We start from the raw sequence: 16,762 nt of genomic DNA, 5'->3' as shown, positions 1-16,762 counted from the left end.
CACTCCCCCTCACTCTTCAATACGCAGGCCATAGGTTTTAAATTTCTCCAGCACCACCGCGATCTCCTCATCGGAGAGCACCGGCACCGGATCGACGATCGCCAGGGTGGTGAGATACAGCTGGGCCAGCACCTCGACCTCATGCGCCAGCCACAGCGCCTTCTGCAGGTTTTCCCCACAGGCGATCAGGCCGTGGTGCTGCAGCAGCGTCGCTCTGCGGTATTTCAGCGCCTCGGTAACGTAATCCGACAGGGTACGGGTACCAAACGTCGCGTAGGGGGCGCAGGGGATCGTGTTGCCGCCGGCGGCGGCGATCATGTAGTGGATCGCCGGGATCGGTCGATTCAGGATCGACACGGCAGTGCAGTGAATCGCGTGGTTATGGACCACCGCATTGGCATCGGGGCGAGCCTGATAGGCGGCCAGATGAAAACGCCACTCGCTGGAGGGCAGCTTACCCTCTTCATGCTGCCCCTCGCCATCCACATAGACGATGTGATCGCAGCGCAGCTGCTCATAGGGAATACCGGTCGGGGTAATCAGCATGCCCTCGCGGTAACGCACGCTGACGTTGCCTGCCGTGCCCTGATTCAGCCCAAGACGCGTCATCTCCAGGCAGGTATCAATAATGGCGCGCGCCAGTGTTTCTCTTTCCATGGTTAACCTCTCTCAGGGTGATACCGGACACATCCGCCTGCCTGCGCCTGCGCTGGACGCAGGAGGATCGGCAGAGGCCTATCGCGGTAAGTTCGCTATTTGTCTGTGCACATATTTCGCCTGAATAACGGAAGAGGAAACTACGGCGCATTATTTTGTGACCGTCATCAAGACTATTTGCCGCCTTAATTAAAAACAGGCCAATTCCAGCCACAAAAAAATGTCCGTTTAAGTCAAAGCATGACTAAACGGGCAATTATTCGCGCGTTCTTAACAATTGACCGTTTAAAATAAAAAATGCCTATTCGGTCATTCGATATGTGTATTTAAATTAAATATCGGCGCAAACGGTCATCTATTTAAACGACATACAGTGACTCCCTTCACACTTCCCCGACCGAGGGGTTCAAATGTGATTTGATTCATATTTTCGAACCTTTTTTATTTTGAAAATAGCTCTGTGTTACGGCAACAGGGCATGATGTAGGCGCATTTATCAGCGAATCAATGCCGCATATCCATAAACGGTGCAGGCCAAAGAAACCTTGTGTTTTTCAGGCCACAATAGATGAGGGAAGAATGAGAGCAAGCGCATTATCATCAATATGTTATGCGGATAGTTCCGTCATCAGCGACGGCGAAAATGCGCCGCGGGCGATGCCGGGCATAGCGCTGATAAGCCTGCTCATTATTCTACGTCGTATCGACCAAAGCGCCGCCATCGCGGCGTTGGCACGCCTCAGACTATACGTCAGGGTATCGCGTATTAATTTATTAAATACATTCTCTTTTTTATCGAATGTATTTTGCGCAAAAACCGCTTCATCGCTTATTTATGTCAAAGAGAACGGCATGCTGACATCGAACAGGCGAAAAATAGGTAAGCCCAGCTTAACAAACGTCGCACCTGTTGGCCAAATCATTAGCAGCCATATCGATTATACTGAAGCGGATGATTAATCCTATCTCCGCAAAATAATTAGACCCACCCTACCCGATACAAATGTGGAGTGTTAGTCATGTCCGATATAACGAGCAAGAGTACTAGCGCAGGAAACATTGCATCGGCGGCACAGCGAATCGCCGTCGTTCCTAAAAATATTTTAATCCCCTTTGTCTTATTAACCAGCTGCTTTGCCCTGTGGGGCCTGGCCAATAATATGACGGATGTGCTGATTGCCCAGTTCCGTAAGGTCTTCACCCTGACGGACATGCAGTCAGGCCTGGTACAGACCGCATTCTATGGCGCCTATTTTTGCCTGGCGCTGCCGGCGGCGCTGTTCATCAAACGCTTCAGCTACAAGGCCGGCGTTCTGCTGGGGCTAGGGCTGTTTTGCAGCGGCGCCCTGCTGTTTTACCCGGCCAGCCAGATCATGGCCTATGGCCCCTTCCTGCTGGCCCTGTTTATCCTGGCCGGCGGTCTATCCATTCTGGAGACCAGCGCCAACCCCTACATCATCGCGATGGGCCCCCAGGAGACGGCCACCCGTCGCCTCAATCTGGCGCAGTCCTTTAACCCCATCGGCTCGATCACCGGCGTACTGATCGGCAAATTCTATATTTTGGCGCAGCTGAACCCGGCTACCGATGCCGAACGCACCGTCATGGATCCCGATACGCTGGCCTCTATCCAGTCCGCCGAGCTCTCCGCGGTGATGGGGCCTTACGTTGTCGTCGCCCTGGTGATCATCATGGTCTGGCTGGCCATCGCCTTTACCCGTATGCCGGCCGCCCACGACAGCAGCAGCGCAGAGAGTACGCTTAAGCAAAGCTTTAGCCGCCTGCTCAGCAAGGGTTACTTCGTTCGCGGCGTCGTGGGGCAGTTCTTCTACGTCGGCGCCCAGATCGGCTGCTGGTCTTATACCATCCGCTACGTTATGGCGGAAATGGGCGGCAACGAGGCGGAGGCCTCCACCTACCTGCTGCTCTCCATCGTACTGTTCTCGGCCTTCCGCTTCGTCTGTACAGCCCTGATGAAATTCGTCTCGCCGGCCATCCTGCTGGGCCTACTGGCCAGTCTGGCCTCCGCCAGTCTGCTGCTGGTGATGTTCGTCGGCGGCATCGCCGGGGTCTATGGCCTGGTCGCCGTATCGGCCTGCATGTCACTGATGTTCCCGACCATCTTTGGCCTGTCGGTGCACGGGCTGGGTAAAGACACCCAGTTCGGCGGCAGCTGCCTGATCATGGCGATCCTCGGCGGCGCGGTGCTGACCGCCCTGATGGGCCAGATCTCCGACATGGCCGGGATCCGCATGGCTTTCCTTATCCCGCTGCTGGGATTTATCTACCTGATTCACTTTGGCTTTAAAGGCCACCGGGCATAGCGCTCCTGACTCCAACTCTGCCGGCATCCCCGCCCCGCGCCGCGATGCCGACCCTGATTAGCACTCACCGATTACGACGAGGTAACAGTATGAACCAGCAACACAGCCTGCCGAAAGTAGGTATCCGTCCGGCCATCGATGGCCGCCGTATGGGCGTCCGCGAATCGCTGGAGGCACAGACCATGGAGATGGCGCAGGCGACCGCCCGCCTGATCAGCGAACAGCTGCGCCACCCCTGCGGCACCCCCGTCGAATGCGTGATCGCCGATACCTGCATCGCCGGCATGGCCGAAGCCGCCGCCTGCGAAGAAAAATTCAGCCGCAGCAACGTGGGTCTGACCATTACCGTGACCCCCTGCTGGTGCTACGGCAGCGAAACCATCGACATGGATCCGCTGCGTCCGAAGGCGATCTGGGGCTTCAACGGCACCGAACGCCCCGGCGCTGTCTATCTGGCCGCGGCGCTGGCCGCCCACAGCCAGAAAGGGATCCCGGCCTTCTCCATCTATGGCCATGATGTGCAGGACTCCGGTGATGACAGCATCCCGGCCGACGTGCAGCAGAAGCTGCTGCGCTTTACCCGCGCCGGGCTGGCGGTGGCCGGAATCAAAGGGAAAAGCTACCTGTCGCTGGGCGGCGTGTCGATGGGCATCGCCGGCTCCATCGTCGATCACGACTTCTTTGAGTCCTGGCTGGGCATGAAGGTGCAGGCCGTCGATATGACCGAGCTACGCCGCCGCATCGATAATCACATCTATGACCAGGATGAGCTGGCCCTGGCCCTTGAGTGGGCTGACGCGCACTTCCGCTACGGACCGGATCTCAACGCCGAGCAGTATCGCCGCTCGCCGGAGGAGAACCGCCGGGTGCTGCGCGAAAGCCTGCTGATGGCTATCTGTATCCGCGACATGATGCAGGGCAACCCGAAGCTGGCCGAACAGGGCTGGGAGGAGGAGGCGCTGGGCTATAACGCCGTGGCCGCCGGGTTCCAGGGGCAGCGCCACTGGACCGATCAATACCCCAACGGCGACACCGCCGAGGCGCTGCTCAACAGCGCCTTTGACTGGAACGGCGTACGTCGTCCGCTGGTGGTGGCGACCGAAAATGACAGCCTCAACGGCGTCGCCATGCTGTTCGGCCACATGCTCACCGGCACCGCCCAGATTTTTGCCGACGTCCGCACCTACTGGTCGCCGCAGGCGGTCGAGCGCGTCACTGGTCAACCGCTGCAGGGGCTGGCCGAGCACGGCATCATCCACCTGATCAACTCCGGCTCTGCCGCGCTGGACGGCACCTGCCGTCAGCAGGACGCCGCAGGACAGCCGACCATCAAACCGCACTGGCAGATCAGCCCGCGGGAGGCCGACGCCTGTCTGGCCGCCACGGAGTGGTGCCCGGCTATCCACGAATATTTCCGAGGCGGTGGCTTCTCCTCGCGCTTCCTGACCCGCGGCGGCGTCCCCTTCACCATGAGCCGCGTCAACCTGATCAAGGGCGTCGGGCCGGTGCTGCAGATCGCCGAAGGCTGGAGCGTCGAGCTGCCGGAGGAGATGCACGATATCCTCGACAACCGCACCAACGCCACCTGGCCGACCACCTGGTTCGTGCCGCGCCTGACCGGCAATGGCCCGTTCAAGGATGTCTATTCGGTGATGGCCAACTGGGGCGCCAACCACGGAGTGCTGACCATCGGCCACGTCGGCGCCGACCTGATTACCCTGGCCTCCATGCTGCGCATTCCGGTATGTATGCACAACGTCACCGACGACGCCATCTACCGCCCCTCCGCCTGGGCCGCCCACGGGATGGACAGCGAGGGTCAGGACTATCGCGCCTGCCAGAACTACGGCCCGCTGTACAAGCGCGCCTGATGCTGCCGGGCGGCGCCATGCCGCCCGCTTTTTTGCCAAGGAGGCGGTATGACTCATGATGTTGTTTTGGTTCTGGACTGCGGCGCAACCAACGTACGCGCCATCGCCGTCGATGCGCACGGCAACGTCGTCGCCCAGGCCGCGCAGGCCAACGCCAGCCAGGCTGGAGCCGAAGACGCCCGCTGGCATGTCTGGTCGCTGGAGGCCATTCTGCAGCGCTTCGCCGACTGCTGCCGCCAGATTGCACCGCAGCTCGCCCACGCGCGCATACATGCGCTGACGGTCACCACCTTTGGCGTCGACGGCGCCCTGGTGGATCGCCACGGCGAGCTGCTTTACCCGGTCATCAGCTGGAAATGCCCGCGCACCACCGCCGAAATGGAGGGGATCGAACGCTATATCTCCGCCGAAACGCTGCAAACCCTGTCCGGGATCGGGCAGTTCAGCTTTAATACCCTGTACAAGCTGCTGTGGTTCAAACACCACCACCCGGAGCTGCTGGAGAAAGCGCACGCCTGGCTATTCATCTCCTCGCTGCTCAACCAGCGCCTGACCGGCGAGTTCACCACCGACCGCACCATGGCCGGCACCAGTCAGCTGCTGGACGTGCGCAACGAGCTCTTTAGCGACACCATTCTGCGCAGCACCGGCCTGCGCAGCGACCTGTTCCCGCGCATGGTCGCTGCCGGAGAGCCCATCGGCCACCTGCTGCCGACGATGGCGCAGTTCCTCGGCCTGCCGGCGGGGATCCCGGTGATCGCCGCCGGCCACGACACCCAGTTCGCCCTGTTCGGCTCCGGCGCCGGGCTGGAGCAGCCGGTGCTCTCCTCCGGGACCTGGGAGATCCTGATGGTACGCACCCCGCAGGTCAACACCGCCCTGCTACCGCAGCACCGCGGCTCCACCTGCGAGCTGGACAGCTGCCAAGGGCTGTTTAACCCCGGACTACAGTGGCTGGCCTCCGGCGTCCTAGAGTGGATCCGCCAGCTCTACTGGCATGACGTGCCACGCCAAGACGCCTATACCCGGATGATTGCCGAGGCCGCCGCCGTCGCCCCCGGCTGCGACGGGCTACGCATGAACAGCCAACTACTCCAAGCCGACGGTCAAGCCGGCTGGCAGGGGGTGAGTCTGCATAGCGGGCGCGGCCACTTCTACCGCTCCGCGCTGGAAAGTCTGGGCTGGCAGCTGCGCCACAACCTGCACACCCTACAGACCCTGGGGGGCTTTCAGGCCCAGAGCCTGCTGCTGGTGGGCGGCGGCAGCCGCAACGCCCTATGGAACCAGATTAAGGCCGATATTCTCGGCATTCCGGTGCGCGTGCTGGCCAACGCGGAAACCACCGTACTGGGCGCGGCGCTGTTCGCCTGGAGCGGCGCCGGCTATTACGCCTCGGCCGATCGGGCGCGCGAGGCCGTCACCTTTACCTATCACGACTATATCCCGGGTGAACAGCGGGCGCAGTATCAGGCGCTGCAGCCCACGGCGCCCATCAGGAGCCACACATGCTGAAAAATATCTCCCCGCTGATCTCCCCTCAGCTACTGAAAACCCTGGCCGAGATGGGCCACGGCGATGAGATCATCTTCGCCGACGCCCACTTCCCGGCCCACGCCATGGGGCCGCAGGTGATCCGCGCCGACGGCCTGAGCGTCAGCGATCTGCTGGCGGCGATCATCCCGCTGTTCGAGCTGGACAGCTATGCGCCGCCGCTGGTGATGATGGCGGCGGTCGAGGGCGACGCGCTCGATCCGGCCGTTGAGGCGCGCTACCTCACTGCCCTGTTTGGCGATGCGCCGGCGCAGCCGGTGACCCGCATCGACCGCTTCGCCTTCTACCAGCGCGCGCAGCAGGCCTTTGCGATCGTTATCACAGGAGAGCGTGCCAAGTATGGCAATATCCTGTTAAAAAAAGGCGTGACCCCGTAATCTCTCCCCGTCGCCGCCCGCCATGACGCGGGCGGCCTCTCCCGGGAGCAGAAGATGAAACACGATCGTCATCAGGCCATCGTCCAACTGGTGGCCGAGCACGGAACGCTAAGCACCGAGGCGCTGGCGCAGCGCCTGGACGTCAGCCGTGAAACCATTCGCCGCGATCTGAATACCCTGCAAAAGCAGGGGAAAATCGTGCGTCGTCACGGGCGCGCCACGGGCCTCGGGGGGGAAACCCAGGACAGCGGCGACCCGTTCAACGCCCGGCTCAAGAGCCACCTCTCCGGCAAGGCGGAGATCGCTCGTCAGGCGCTGGAGTGGATAGACAGCGGCATGACCCTCGCCCTCGATGCCAGCTCCACCTGCTACTACCTGGCCAAACAGCTCCCCGACGTGGAGATCACCGTGTTCACCAACAGCCTGCGTATCTGTCAGGAACTCGCCAAACGCCAGCGTATTCAGCTGATCAGCTCCGGCGGCCTGCTGCAGCGCAAATACGCCTGCTACGTCAACCCGGCGATCCTCTCCCAGCTCAAGGCGCTGGAGATCGATCTGTTCATCTTCTCCTGTGAGGGGATCGACGGACGCGGCGGGCTGTGGGAGTCCAATGCCTATAACGCCGACTTCAAGGCGCTGCTGCTCAAGCGCGCCGCGCAGTCCCTGCTGCTGATCGATAAGAGCAAGTTCAACCGCGCCGGCGAAATCCAAATCGGCACGCTGGACGACGTCGCGCAGGTGATCTCCGATATGCACGACGGCGGCGTCTAACGGCGACGGGGCGAAAGAGAGAGCTGTGGCACATTCCCGCTTCAGCGTATGTAAATCCCGCCGCCGCCGCCCCGGCGCGCTTTAAATGTAACCAGCTTTCCCCTATGCTATCGGCAATCTGGGAAAGACGGGCACGGCTTTTGCTTGACCCGCAACGGGGAACCTCATCATGAAACGGACCAAACACATTAATCGCAGCGCATTTCGCAAGCGCTGGCAGATGGCACCGCTAGCGCTGGCCGTCAGCGCAGTATTCCTGCTGGCCGGCTGTGAAAAGAGCGATGAAACGGTATCGCTGTATCAAAACGCCGACGACTGCAGCAAGGCGAACCCCTCCATGAGCGCGCAGTGCAAGGCCTCTTACGACGACGCGCTGAAAGAGGCGGCGAAAACCGCACCCAAGTACGCCACGCGCGAGGACTGCATCGCTGAGTTCGGCGAGGGCCAGTGTACTCAGACACCGGCGCAGGCGGGCATGGCGCCGACAACGGGCACGACCAACGCCGAAGCCGCCCAGAGCGGCGGCAGCTTCTGGATGCCGCTGATGGCCGGCTACATGATGGGGCGTCTGATGGGCGGCGGCTTTAACCAACAGCCGCTGTTTACCCCGCGCGGCGCCGCCAGCCCGGCCAACGGCCAGTTCGTCGACGCCAGCGGCAAGAGCTACGGCCCGGCCACCGCCGGCGGCCGCACCATGAACGTACCTAAAACAGCGATGGCGCCCAAGCCGGCGACCACCACCACGGTCACCCGCGGCGGCTTTGGCGAAACAGTCGCCAAGCAGAACAGCCTGCAGCGCAGCAGCGCGTCCGGTACGGGCACCGGCTCACGCAGCATGGGCGGCTAAGCCATGAAACGTATTGCCATCAGCGAGCGCCCGGACTGGCGCGCCAAAGCCAGCGAGTTCGGCTTCCAGTTTCATACCATGTACGGCGAGCCCTACTGGTGTGAGGATGCCTACTATCAGTTTTCCATGGCGCAGGTAGAAGCCCTGGAGGAGACCACCGCCGAGCTGCACCAGATGTGTCTGCAGGTGGTCGAGAAGGTCGTCAACAGCGAAGCGCTGCTGAGCCGCTTCCAGATCCCCAAACATACCTGGGACTTTGTGCGCGCCTCCTGGCGCTCCGGCCAGCCGTCGCTCTATTCGCGCCTCGATCTGGCCTACGACGGTCAGGGGCCGGCCAAGCTGCTGGAGAATAACGCCGATACGCCGACCTCGCTGTATGAGTCCGCGTTTTTCCAGTGGATCTGGCTGGAGGATCAGGTGCGCGCCGGCAAGCTGCCCGCGGCGGCGGATCAGTTCAACAGCCTGCAGGAGCAGCTGATCGCCCGCTTCGCCGAGCTGAAGGCTAACCACGGCTTCCAGCTGCTGCACATGGCCTGCTGCCAGGACAGCGACGAAGATCGCGGTACGGTACAGTACCTGCAGGACTGCGCCGCAGAGGCCGGGCTGGCCACGGAGTTCCTGTACATGGACGAGATCGGCCTGGGCGAGAAGGGGCAGTTTACCGATCCCCAGGATCAGGTGATCAGCAACCTGTTCAAGCTCTATCCCTGGGAATTTATGCTGCGCGAGATCTTCTCCACCAAGCTGGAGGACGCCGGAGTACGTTGGCTGGAGCCGGCCTGGAAGAGCATTCTATCCAACAAGGCCCTGCTGCCGATGCTGTGGGAGATGTTCCCCAATCACCCCAACCTGCTGCCGGCCTACTTTGCCGACGGCAGCCAGCCGCCGCTGGATCGCTATGTAGTGAAACCGCTGTTTTCCCGCGAGGGCGCCAACATCCGCATCGTCGAAAACGGTCAAGAGATCGAGCGGGTCGACGGCCCCTACGGCGAAGAGGGCATGATTGTGCAGCAGTACCACCCGCTGCCCAGGTTTGGCGACAGCTACACCCTGATCGGCAGCTGGCTGGTCAACGACAGCCCGGCCGGGATCGGCCTGCGCGAGGATCGCAGCCGCATCACCCAGGATCTGTCGCGCTACTACCCGCACATCATTCTGGACTAGCGCCGCGAACCGCGGCCGATCAAAAAGGCACCGCCCTAACAGGCGGTGCCTTTTTCGCTACGGCGACGTCGGATTATCCCTGCGCGCCGTGATTCTTCAGCACCACCACCTCATATTCTCCCTTACCGTTACACTGCACCCCGTGAATATCGGTTTCAAAGCCCGGATAGTGGGCGCCGATGTCGCACAGCAGCTGCAGGAAGTCCAGCACCGGCTTACTGGCCTCGGTGATCATCTCGCCCGGCATGATCAGCGGCACGCCCGGAGGATAGGGCAGGATCATATTGGCGCTGACCCGGCCGATCATCTGCTGTAGCGGACAGCTTTCAATATTGCCGCGCACCTCCTCCTGGAAGGCGTCGTGCGGCGTCAATACCAGCGTCGGCAGCACGTCGAAGGCGCTGTACATCAGATCCGGCAGACGAGACTCGCTGGTCAGCGTATGGATCCCCTGCGCCAGCTCCTGAATGCGCATGTTCTCATAGAACTCCGGCGCCTCCTGATACAGCGACGGCAGCACATTCTTCACCCGCAGGTTGAGATCGTACACCCGTTTAAAGTCCGTCAGGGCGCGCAGCAGGCTGAGCGCCTTGGTCTTATCGATCCCGATACTGAACAGGAACAGCAGGTTATACGGCCCGGTCTTCTCTACGATGATCCCGTGCTCATCCAGATACTTGGAAACGATCGATGCCGGGATCCCCCAGCTGTCCATGGTGCCGTCGGCCTTCATCCCCGGCGTCAGCAGCGTCACCTTGATCGGGTCCAGGTACATATGATCGTCGTCGATGTTCTTAAAGCCGTGCCAGTCGTTGCGCGAATTCAGCGGCCAGCAGGCCACCTCATCGATGTTATCCGGCTGCCAGACATCAAAGAACCATCCCTCCGATTCGGTACGCAGACGCTTGATCTCTTTACGAAAGCGGATCGCACGTTCGATCGAGTTCGCGATCAGTCGCTTACCCGTATTGCCCTTCATCATCGCCGCCGACATCTCAGCCGACGCCACAATGCCATAGTGAGGCGAGGTGGAGGTATGCATCATATAGGCTTCGTTAAAGGTCTCCTCATTGATGATCCCTTTCACATGAATCATGGATGCCTGTGAGAATGCCGCTAAAAGCTTATGGGTCGACTGGGTTTCATAGATCACTTTACCCGGCACCCGCTCACCGCTCATCCCCGCCTTCCCCTGATAGATGGGGTGGAAGTTGGTATAGGGAACCCAGGCGGAATCGAAGTGGATCGACTTCACGTCCAGGGTCTGCTTGATATAGTCGGTGTTATAGAACAGCCCGTCATAGGTCGAGTTGGTGACGACCGCATGCACCGGCCAGCTGGCGTTCGGGGTATTACGCACCTTCTCCTCAATGGCCTCACGGGTAAACTCCTGGCGCGGGATCCCGCCCAGAATGCCGTAGGCGTTACGGGTCGGGCGCAGATACAGCGGCACCACGCTACTCATCATCATCAGATGGGTCAGCGACTTATGGCAGTTACGATCGATGAGGATCGAGGCGCCCGCCGGCGACGAATACATCCCGACGATCTTGTTTGCCGTCGAGGTCCCGTTGGTGACGATATAGCTGCGATCGGCGTTAAAGGTGCGGGCGATATACTCTTCCGCCTCGCGGTGTGGGCCGCTGTGATCCAGCAGCGATCCCAGCTCGGCGACCGAGATAGAGATGTCGGATCGCAGGGTATTCTCGCCGTAGAAATCATAAAACAGGGTGCCGACCGGGCTTTTCTCAAAGGCGGTCCCCCCCATATGCCCCGGGGTACAGAAGGTGTACTTCTCCTCATGAACATACTTAAACAGCGCCTTGGTCAGGGGCGGCATTATCGCATCGATATACTGATCGGTGCTCTGGCGGATCTTCAGGGCGATGTCCTGCGCGCTGCCTAAGGTGTACTCAAAGAAGCGCACGTTCAGACGCAGATCGCTCATGCTCACGTCCAGCGTGGAGTAGGTATTGGCGAAGGCGTAGATCGGCAGCATCTTGTTCAGGGCGCTGATCTCCTCACACAGCGCCAGGTTGTACTTGTCCCAGTCGAAAATCACCCCGCACAGGCGAGCGTTGTTCTCTATCAGCTTGAGCAGGTCGTTGCGATCGTGCGGATAGGCGATGCGAAAGCCCGCCTTCTCCAGCTCCTGTTGCAGCTCGCGCAGCGGCTCTTCCTTAAAATACGCGCTCATGTCATTCATTATGGCAATGATATTCATGCGAACTCTCCAGACCAATTCACTGGCTTCACCGGCGGCGCCAGGCCGCCGGTGGGTTAACCACGGTTGAGGTTAGGTACGCGGGGCACTGCCTTTATCCTGTGCGGAGCCCAGCTTACGTGAGTAGAACATCAGAATGATCAGGCTGACGATAAAGGTACCGGACAGCTCGATCGAGTTGGCCCCCATCAAAGCGATAAAGCAGAACACACAGCCGAGAATGGACGCCAGCAGACTCAGTACGTTCTTGATGTTGGCGCCATCAAAGCGGATCAGGTCAATACAGGAGTAGAAGTAAGGTAGCATGGTCAACAGCACCGCGATGCCAGTCAGCTCGCCGAACAGGTCAGAGGCCTTACCGCCGCTGGCATTCATCACGGTGATCAGCACCATCAGGACGGTCATCTTGATCGCAGCCAGGAACAGCCCTTTCTTCGGCAGGCCATTCTTGTCCAGCTCACCGTAGATTTTCGGGAAGTTGCCGTCATGGGCCGCACGCGCGCCGGCCTGACCGACCAGCATCATCCAGGAACCCAGCGACGTCAGACAAGCGAAGGCGGTGAAGGCGGACACCACAGGCCCGGCCCAGCTACCCACCATGGTCGAGGCGCTGATGGCGAACGGTGCACCGGAGGCGGCCATCTGATGGGCCGGATACATCCCGGCAATAGCCTGAGTCGCCGCAATATAGACGATACCGGCCAGGAAAGTCCCCATCATGGTTGCCAGCGGGACGTTACGCTGTGGATCCTTCACCATCCCGGTACTGACGGACGCTGACTCCACCCCGATAAACGCCCACAGGCAGAGCAGAATACTTTTAATAACGGCGTGATAATCCGTGCCGCCGGAGGTGTTCCAGTTCGCCATATAGGTGGTTGGCTCAAACCAGAACCAGCCGGCGATCCCGGTCCCGATAACCGGGATCAGTACCAACACCAGCCCCAGGGTGGTCAGGCGGCTGACCCAGGCGCCCCCCAGCATGTTAACGAAGGTGAAAATCCACACGATAGCGATACAGGCGATACCCGCCGGTACCGGGCTGTTAAGCACCGGAAAGAAGGTCGATAAATAAGAGACGGCGGTAATACCGATAGCTAGGTTACCGATCCAGTTGGCATGGTAGTACAGCACCCCGGTCTGGAACCCGAAGGCGGCACCGACCTCACCGGCGTAGGCAACCGGGCCCCCCTCCTGGGGGTTTTTGGTGGCCAGTCGGGCATACACATAGGCCAGAGAAACGGCGCCCACCAGCGCGATCAGCCAGCCCCATACGGCAATTGACCCCAGGCTTGCCAGGTTGGCGGGCAGCAGCGCGATACCGCTGCCCATCATGTTGCCGGCAACCACCCCGGTACAGGCGATAAGCCCGATTTTTTTTACAGAAGCCATAGTCTGCGCTCCCCTGTGATGATGACTGGCCATAACGCAGGCCCACTGGAGCGCATGTCAGTAAACGGGCAGGCTCCGCAGATAATTATAGAAAAGAAAGTCATCTTTTCCCGTGATAAACAATATTTTTACAATCATTTTTTACTTTTAAATTCAATGTGTTGCATGGACACATTTCCACGTAAAATAAATGAAAATAAATATACAATATAATCATCAAGATAATTATTTCCCCCCGCAGGCGCTTTCCCGGCGACGCGTCCTATTTCCCGTCAATACGTGAAGACACGCTGAACGATGTACATTAATTAATCGATTTTTTTGACGGCGCGCCTCCCCCTTGAACATCCTCCCCGTCATCGCTATGCTGGCCGCCATGAACACGCCACGACTCCCCATCGCCCTACAGCAGGCCGTCATGCACACCCTGCGCCATTGCCTTAGCCAGGCCGAACAGCGCCTGAATCACCCCCTCCCGCTGCCCCAGATTGATTACCGCCAGCGCGGCACCGTCGCGGGCACCGCCTGGCCACAGCAGTGGCAAATCCGGCTGAACCCGGTGCTGCTGCTGGAAAACGGGCAGGCGTTTATCGACAGCGTCATCCCCCATGAGCTGGCGCATCTGCTGGTCTACCGCCGCTTTGGCCGCGTCGCGCCCCACGGCAGAGAGTGGCGCTGGATGATGGCGGAGATACTGGGCGTGGAGCCGCAGCGAACCCACCGCTTCAGCGTCGATTCGGTGCGCGGGCGCACCTTCACCTACCGCTGCGCCTGCCAGCAGCACCAGCTGACCCTGCGCCGCCATAACCGCGTTCAGCGCGGCGAGTCCAACTACCGCTGCCGCCAGTGCGGCGCCGCGCTGAGCTTCACCCCCGACGCGGCGTAGGCGCGCGACGCTTTCCCACACTTTCTAAAAATTAAACGCGCCGGGCGCAAAAGGTTGCCCGCAAACCGCGTATTGTCTACTCTGCTGACTTTCTCATTCCAACACCGTTTTAGAATATGTCGCCCAAATCCTTCATCGCTCTCTCCGCCCTGCTGGGCAGCCTGCTGCTGACGTCAGGCGCCCAGGCAGAAACTATCCATAACTTCTCCCAGGCCAAGGCCGCCGCGGTCAAAATCAACCGCGACGCCCCCGGCACCTTTTACTGCGGCTGCCGCATCGACTGGCGGGGGAAAAAAGGCACTCCCGACCTGGCCAGCTGCGGCTACCAGGTGCGTAAAAACGCCCACCGCGCCGGACGCATCGAGTGGGAGCACGTCATGCCGGCCTGGCAATTCGGCCACCAGCTGCAGTGCTGGCAGGAGGGTGGACGAAAAAACTGCGCCAAGAACCCCGACTATGTGCGTATCGAGACCGATCTGCACAACCTGCAGCCGGCCATCGGCGAGGTCAACGGCGATCGCAATAACTTCGCCTTCAGCCAGTGGCGCGGCGGCGAGGGGCAGTATGGCCAGTGCACCATGAAGGTCGATTTCAAAAACAAGCAGGCCGAACCGCCGGAGCGCGCACGCGGCGCTATCGCTCGTACTTACTTCTACATGCGCGATCGCTACCATATCCGCCTCTCCCCGCAGCAGACCCGCCTGTTTGAGGTCTGGGATCGCCAGTATCCGGTCACCGCCTGGGAGTGCCAGCGCGAAGCGCGCGTCGCCGCGGTGCAGGGAAACCATAACCCCTACGTACAGCAAGCCTGCGCAGCGCGTAAACCGTAGCCCGATCCCGCCTCTGCCACTCGGCGCAGGGCGGGTATATAATCGCACCCTGTATCTATCGGCGTACCGGCGTACGCCTTTCACCCTGCCTGAGGATCCCCCCATGCGAATTCCCCGTATTTACCACCCACAGCCCCTGAGCATTCCCGGCGAAGTCAGCCTGTGCGACGATGCCGCCAACCACGTTGGCCGGGTACTGCGCATGGGGCCCAGCCAGGCCCTGCAGCTGTTCGATGGCAGCAACCGGGTCTTCGACGCCGAGATCATCAGCGCAGACAAAAAAAGCGTGCGCGTACGTCTTACTCACGCGCAGGAGGAGGATCGCGAGTCCCCTCTTCACCTGCATCTAGGCCAGGTGATGTCGCGCGGTGAAAAAATGGAGTTCACTATTCAGAAGTCGATCGAGCTGGGCGTCAGCGTCATTACGCCGCTGATCTCCGAGCGCTGTGGGGTGCGTCTGGACGCCGAGCGGATGGCCAAAAAACAGCAGCAGTGGCAGAAAATCGCCATCGCCGCCTGCGAACAGTGCGGGCGCAACCGCATTCCCCAGATCCGTCCGGCAATGGATCTGGAGGCCTGGTGCGCTGAAGAAGACGCCTGCCTGCGTCTTAACCTGCATCCGCGCGCCAGCGCCAGCATCAATACCCTGCCGCAGCCCCTGACCCGCGTTCGGCTATTGATCGGCCCCGAAGGCGGCCTGTCGGCGGCAGAGATTGCCATGACCGCCGACTACCACTTTACTGATATCCTATTGGGGCCGCGCGTACTGCGCACCGAGACGACGGCGCTCACCGCCATCACCGCACTTCAGGTCCGCTTTGGCGATTTGGGCTGAGGCAGAATCCGCGAAAGAGACAGGAGAATAGTATGATTAAGCTCGGTATTGTAATGGATCCCATCGCATCCATTAACATCAAGAAAGACACCAGTTTTGCCATGCTGCTGGAGGCCCAGCGCCGGGGCTACCAGCTGCACTATATGGAGATGGACTCACTCTATCTGCGGCAGGGAGAGGCGCGCGCGCAAACCCGTCTGCTCAGCGTCAGCGATGACAAGGCCAGCTGGTACCGCTTCGACGGCAAACAGGATATTGCCCTGGCCGATCTCGACGTGATCCTGATGCGTAAGGATCCGCCGTTCGACACCGAGTTTATCTACGCCACCTACATTCTGGAGCGCGCGGAGGCCCGCGGCACACTGATCGTCAACAAGCCGCAAAGCCTGCGCGACTGCAATGAAAAGCTGTTTACCGCCTGGTTCGCCGACCTGACGCCGGATACCCTGGTCAGCCGCAGCGCCGCGCACCTGCGTGACTTTCACGCCCGCCACGGCGACGTGATCCTCAAGCCGCTGGACGGCATGGGCGGCGCCTCCATCTTCCGCATCAAGCAGGATGACCCCAACCTGTCGGTGATCATCGAAACCCTCACCGAGCACGGTAAACGCTTCTGCATGGCGCAAAACTACCTGCCGGCGATCGTCGACGGCGATAAGCGCGTTCTGGTGGTCGACGGCGAACCGGTGCCCTACTGCCTGGCGCGCATTCCCAAAAGCGGCGAAACCCGCGGCAACCTGGCGGCCGGCGGCCGCGGCGAGGCACGCCCCCTGAGCGAGAGCGACTGGGCCATCGCACGTAAGGTTGCCCCGGTGCTCAAAGAGAAGGGGCTGATCTTCGTCGGCCTCGATATCATTGGCGACCGCCTGACTGAGATCAACGTCACCAGCCCGACCTGCGCCCGCGAGATCGAAGCGGCCTTCCCGGTCTCCATCACCGGTATGCTGATGGACGCCATTGAGGCGCGTCTGGCCGCCCGCTGATCCCCTCGGCATTCACCGACCGGCGGGGCGCGTATCCGCGTGCCCCGCAT

The 16,762-nt window shown here is 60.8% G+C and carries 15 protein-coding genes; 12 read left to right on the top strand and 3 right to left on the bottom strand.

What is annotated here, in order from left to right:
• Positions 1–9: 9 nt before the first annotated feature.
• Positions 10–657, bottom strand: a complete 648-nt coding sequence (fucA, locus tag ETEE_RS09260) for an L-fuculose-phosphate aldolase (RefSeq protein WP_034165633.1) — start codon at positions 655–657, stop codon at positions 10–12.
• A 579-nt stretch (positions 658–1,236) separates the two neighbouring features.
• On the opposite strand from fucA, the gene ETEE_RS21515 reads away from it, so the two are divergent.
• From ETEE_RS21515 to ETEE_RS09220, 8 genes are all read left to right on the top strand, one after another.
• Positions 1,237–1,617, top strand: coding sequence for a hypothetical protein (locus ETEE_RS21515; protein WP_034165632.1), 381 nt, complete (start codon positions 1,237–1,239; stop codon positions 1,615–1,617).
• 59 nt (positions 1,618–1,676) lie between these two features.
• On the top strand, positions 1,677–2,981 hold the full coding sequence (gene fucP / locus ETEE_RS09250; protein WP_034165631.1) for an L-fucose:H+ symporter permease: 1,305 nt from the start codon (positions 1,677–1,679) through the stop codon (positions 2,979–2,981).
• A gap of 89 nt (positions 2,982–3,070) precedes the next feature.
• On the top strand, positions 3,071–4,852 hold the full coding sequence (locus tag ETEE_RS09245; protein ID WP_034165630.1) for an L-fucose isomerase: 1,782 nt from the start codon (positions 3,071–3,073) through the stop codon (positions 4,850–4,852).
• A gap of 48 nt (positions 4,853–4,900) precedes the next feature.
• Positions 4,901–6,364 carry an L-fuculokinase gene (fucK, locus tag ETEE_RS09240; RefSeq protein WP_034165628.1) on the top strand — a complete coding sequence of 488 codons (1,464 nt, stop codon included), beginning with the start codon at positions 4,901–4,903 and terminating at the stop codon, positions 6,362–6,364.
• Positions 6,358–6,780 carry an L-fucose mutarotase gene (gene fucU, locus ETEE_RS09235; RefSeq protein WP_034165627.1) on the top strand — a complete coding sequence of 141 codons (423 nt, stop codon included), beginning with the start codon at positions 6,358–6,360 and terminating at the stop codon, positions 6,778–6,780. Before fucK ends, fucU begins: the two co-directional genes overlap by 7 nt.
• Before the next feature lie 54 nt (positions 6,781–6,834).
• Positions 6,835–7,551, top strand: a complete 717-nt coding sequence (gene fucR / locus ETEE_RS09230; RefSeq protein ID WP_034165626.1) for an L-fucose operon activator — start codon at positions 6,835–6,837, stop codon at positions 7,549–7,551.
• Between the two features lie 169 nt (positions 7,552–7,720).
• Entirely contained in the window at positions 7,721–8,398 is a 678-nt protein-coding gene (locus tag ETEE_RS09225) for a DUF1190 family protein (protein WP_034165625.1), read from the top strand.
• 3 nt (positions 8,399–8,401) lie between these two features.
• A complete protein-coding gene (locus ETEE_RS09220) occupies positions 8,402–9,562 on the top strand; it encodes a glutathionylspermidine synthase family protein (protein ID WP_034165624.1) in 1,161 nt (386 codons plus the stop codon).
• A 73-nt stretch (positions 9,563–9,635) separates the two neighbouring features.
• Here ETEE_RS09220 and ETEE_RS09215 read toward each other — a convergent pair whose 3' ends face one another.
• Together ETEE_RS09215 and cadB are read right to left on the bottom strand one after the other, a co-directional pair.
• On the bottom strand, positions 9,636–11,786 hold the full coding sequence (locus tag ETEE_RS09215; RefSeq protein WP_034165623.1) for a lysine decarboxylase CadA: 2,151 nt from the start codon (positions 11,784–11,786) through the stop codon (positions 9,636–9,638).
• A gap of 72 nt (positions 11,787–11,858) precedes the next feature.
• The gene (cadB, locus tag ETEE_RS09210) at positions 11,859–13,178 is read right to left on the bottom strand and encodes a cadaverine/lysine antiporter (protein ID WP_034165622.1); all 1,320 of its coding nucleotides are present in this window, start codon (positions 13,176–13,178) and stop codon (positions 11,859–11,861) included.
• 376 nt (positions 13,179–13,554) lie between these two features.
• On the opposite strand from cadB, the gene ETEE_RS09205 reads away from it, so the two are divergent.
• The 4 genes from ETEE_RS09205 (at position 13,555) to gshB (ending at position 16,712) form a co-directional block, all read left to right on the top strand.
• Positions 13,555–14,064, top strand: coding sequence for a SprT family zinc-dependent metalloprotease (locus ETEE_RS09205; protein WP_144242846.1), 510 nt, complete (start codon positions 13,555–13,557; stop codon positions 14,062–14,064).
• A gap of 116 nt (positions 14,065–14,180) precedes the next feature.
• Entirely contained in the window at positions 14,181–14,894 is a 714-nt protein-coding gene (gene endA, locus ETEE_RS09200) for a deoxyribonuclease I (protein ID WP_034165619.1), read from the top strand.
• Between the two features lie 103 nt (positions 14,895–14,997).
• Positions 14,998–15,729: a 16S rRNA (uracil(1498)-N(3))-methyltransferase gene (gene rsmE, locus ETEE_RS09195; RefSeq protein ID WP_034165618.1), complete on the top strand. Its 732-nt coding sequence runs from the start codon at positions 14,998–15,000 to the stop codon at positions 15,727–15,729.
• Between the two features lie 32 nt (positions 15,730–15,761).
• Positions 15,762–16,712, top strand: a complete 951-nt coding sequence (gshB, locus tag ETEE_RS09190) for a glutathione synthase (RefSeq protein WP_034165616.1) — start codon at positions 15,762–15,764, stop codon at positions 16,710–16,712.
• Positions 16,713–16,762 lie beyond the last annotated feature (50 nt).

The organism is Edwardsiella anguillarum ET080813, from assembly GCF_000264765.2.
Classification (GTDB): Bacteria; Pseudomonadota; Gammaproteobacteria; order Enterobacterales; family Enterobacteriaceae; genus Edwardsiella; species Edwardsiella anguillarum.
The sequence above is the reverse complement of the archived record's forward strand: the minus strand, read 5'-3'. Positions and strand labels throughout refer to the sequence as shown.

Bases quoted from the DNA above. Each gene is read 5' to 3' on its own strand.
- fucR (WP_034165626.1), top strand. From the start codon at position 6,835: ATGAAACACGATCGTCATCAGGCCATCGTCCAACTGGTGGCCGAGCAC.
- fucU (WP_034165627.1), top strand. From the start codon at position 6,358: ATGCTGAAAAATATCTCCCCGCTGATCTCCCCTCAGCTACTGAAAACC.
- gshB (WP_034165616.1), top strand. From the start codon at position 15,762: ATGATTAAGCTCGGTATTGTAATGGATCCCATCGCATCCATTAACATC.
- fucA (WP_034165633.1), bottom strand. From the start codon at position 657: ATGGAAAGAGAAACACTGGCGCGCGCCATTATTGATACCTGCCTGGAG.
- fucP (WP_034165631.1), top strand. From the start codon at position 1,677: ATGTCCGATATAACGAGCAAGAGTACTAGCGCAGGAAACATTGCATCG.
- cadB (WP_034165622.1), bottom strand. From the start codon at position 13,178: ATGGCTTCTGTAAAAAAAATCGGGCTTATCGCCTGTACCGGGGTGGTT.
- ETEE_RS09220 (WP_034165624.1), top strand. From the start codon at position 8,402: ATGAAACGTATTGCCATCAGCGAGCGCCCGGACTGGCGCGCCAAAGCC.
- endA (WP_034165619.1), top strand. From the start codon at position 14,181: ATGTCGCCCAAATCCTTCATCGCTCTCTCCGCCCTGCTGGGCAGCCTG.
- ETEE_RS09245 (WP_034165630.1), top strand. From the start codon at position 3,071: ATGAACCAGCAACACAGCCTGCCGAAAGTAGGTATCCGTCCGGCCATC.
- ETEE_RS21515 (WP_034165632.1), top strand. From the start codon at position 1,237: ATGAGAGCAAGCGCATTATCATCAATATGTTATGCGGATAGTTCCGTC.
- ETEE_RS09215 (WP_034165623.1), bottom strand. From the start codon at position 11,786: ATGAATATCATTGCCATAATGAATGACATGAGCGCGTATTTTAAGGAA.
- ETEE_RS09205 (WP_144242846.1), top strand. From the start codon at position 13,555: ATGAACACGCCACGACTCCCCATCGCCCTACAGCAGGCCGTCATGCAC.
- fucK (WP_034165628.1), top strand. From the start codon at position 4,901: ATGACTCATGATGTTGTTTTGGTTCTGGACTGCGGCGCAACCAACGTA.
- rsmE (WP_034165618.1), top strand. From the start codon at position 14,998: ATGCGAATTCCCCGTATTTACCACCCACAGCCCCTGAGCATTCCCGGC.
- ETEE_RS09225 (WP_034165625.1), top strand. From the start codon at position 7,721: ATGAAACGGACCAAACACATTAATCGCAGCGCATTTCGCAAGCGCTGG.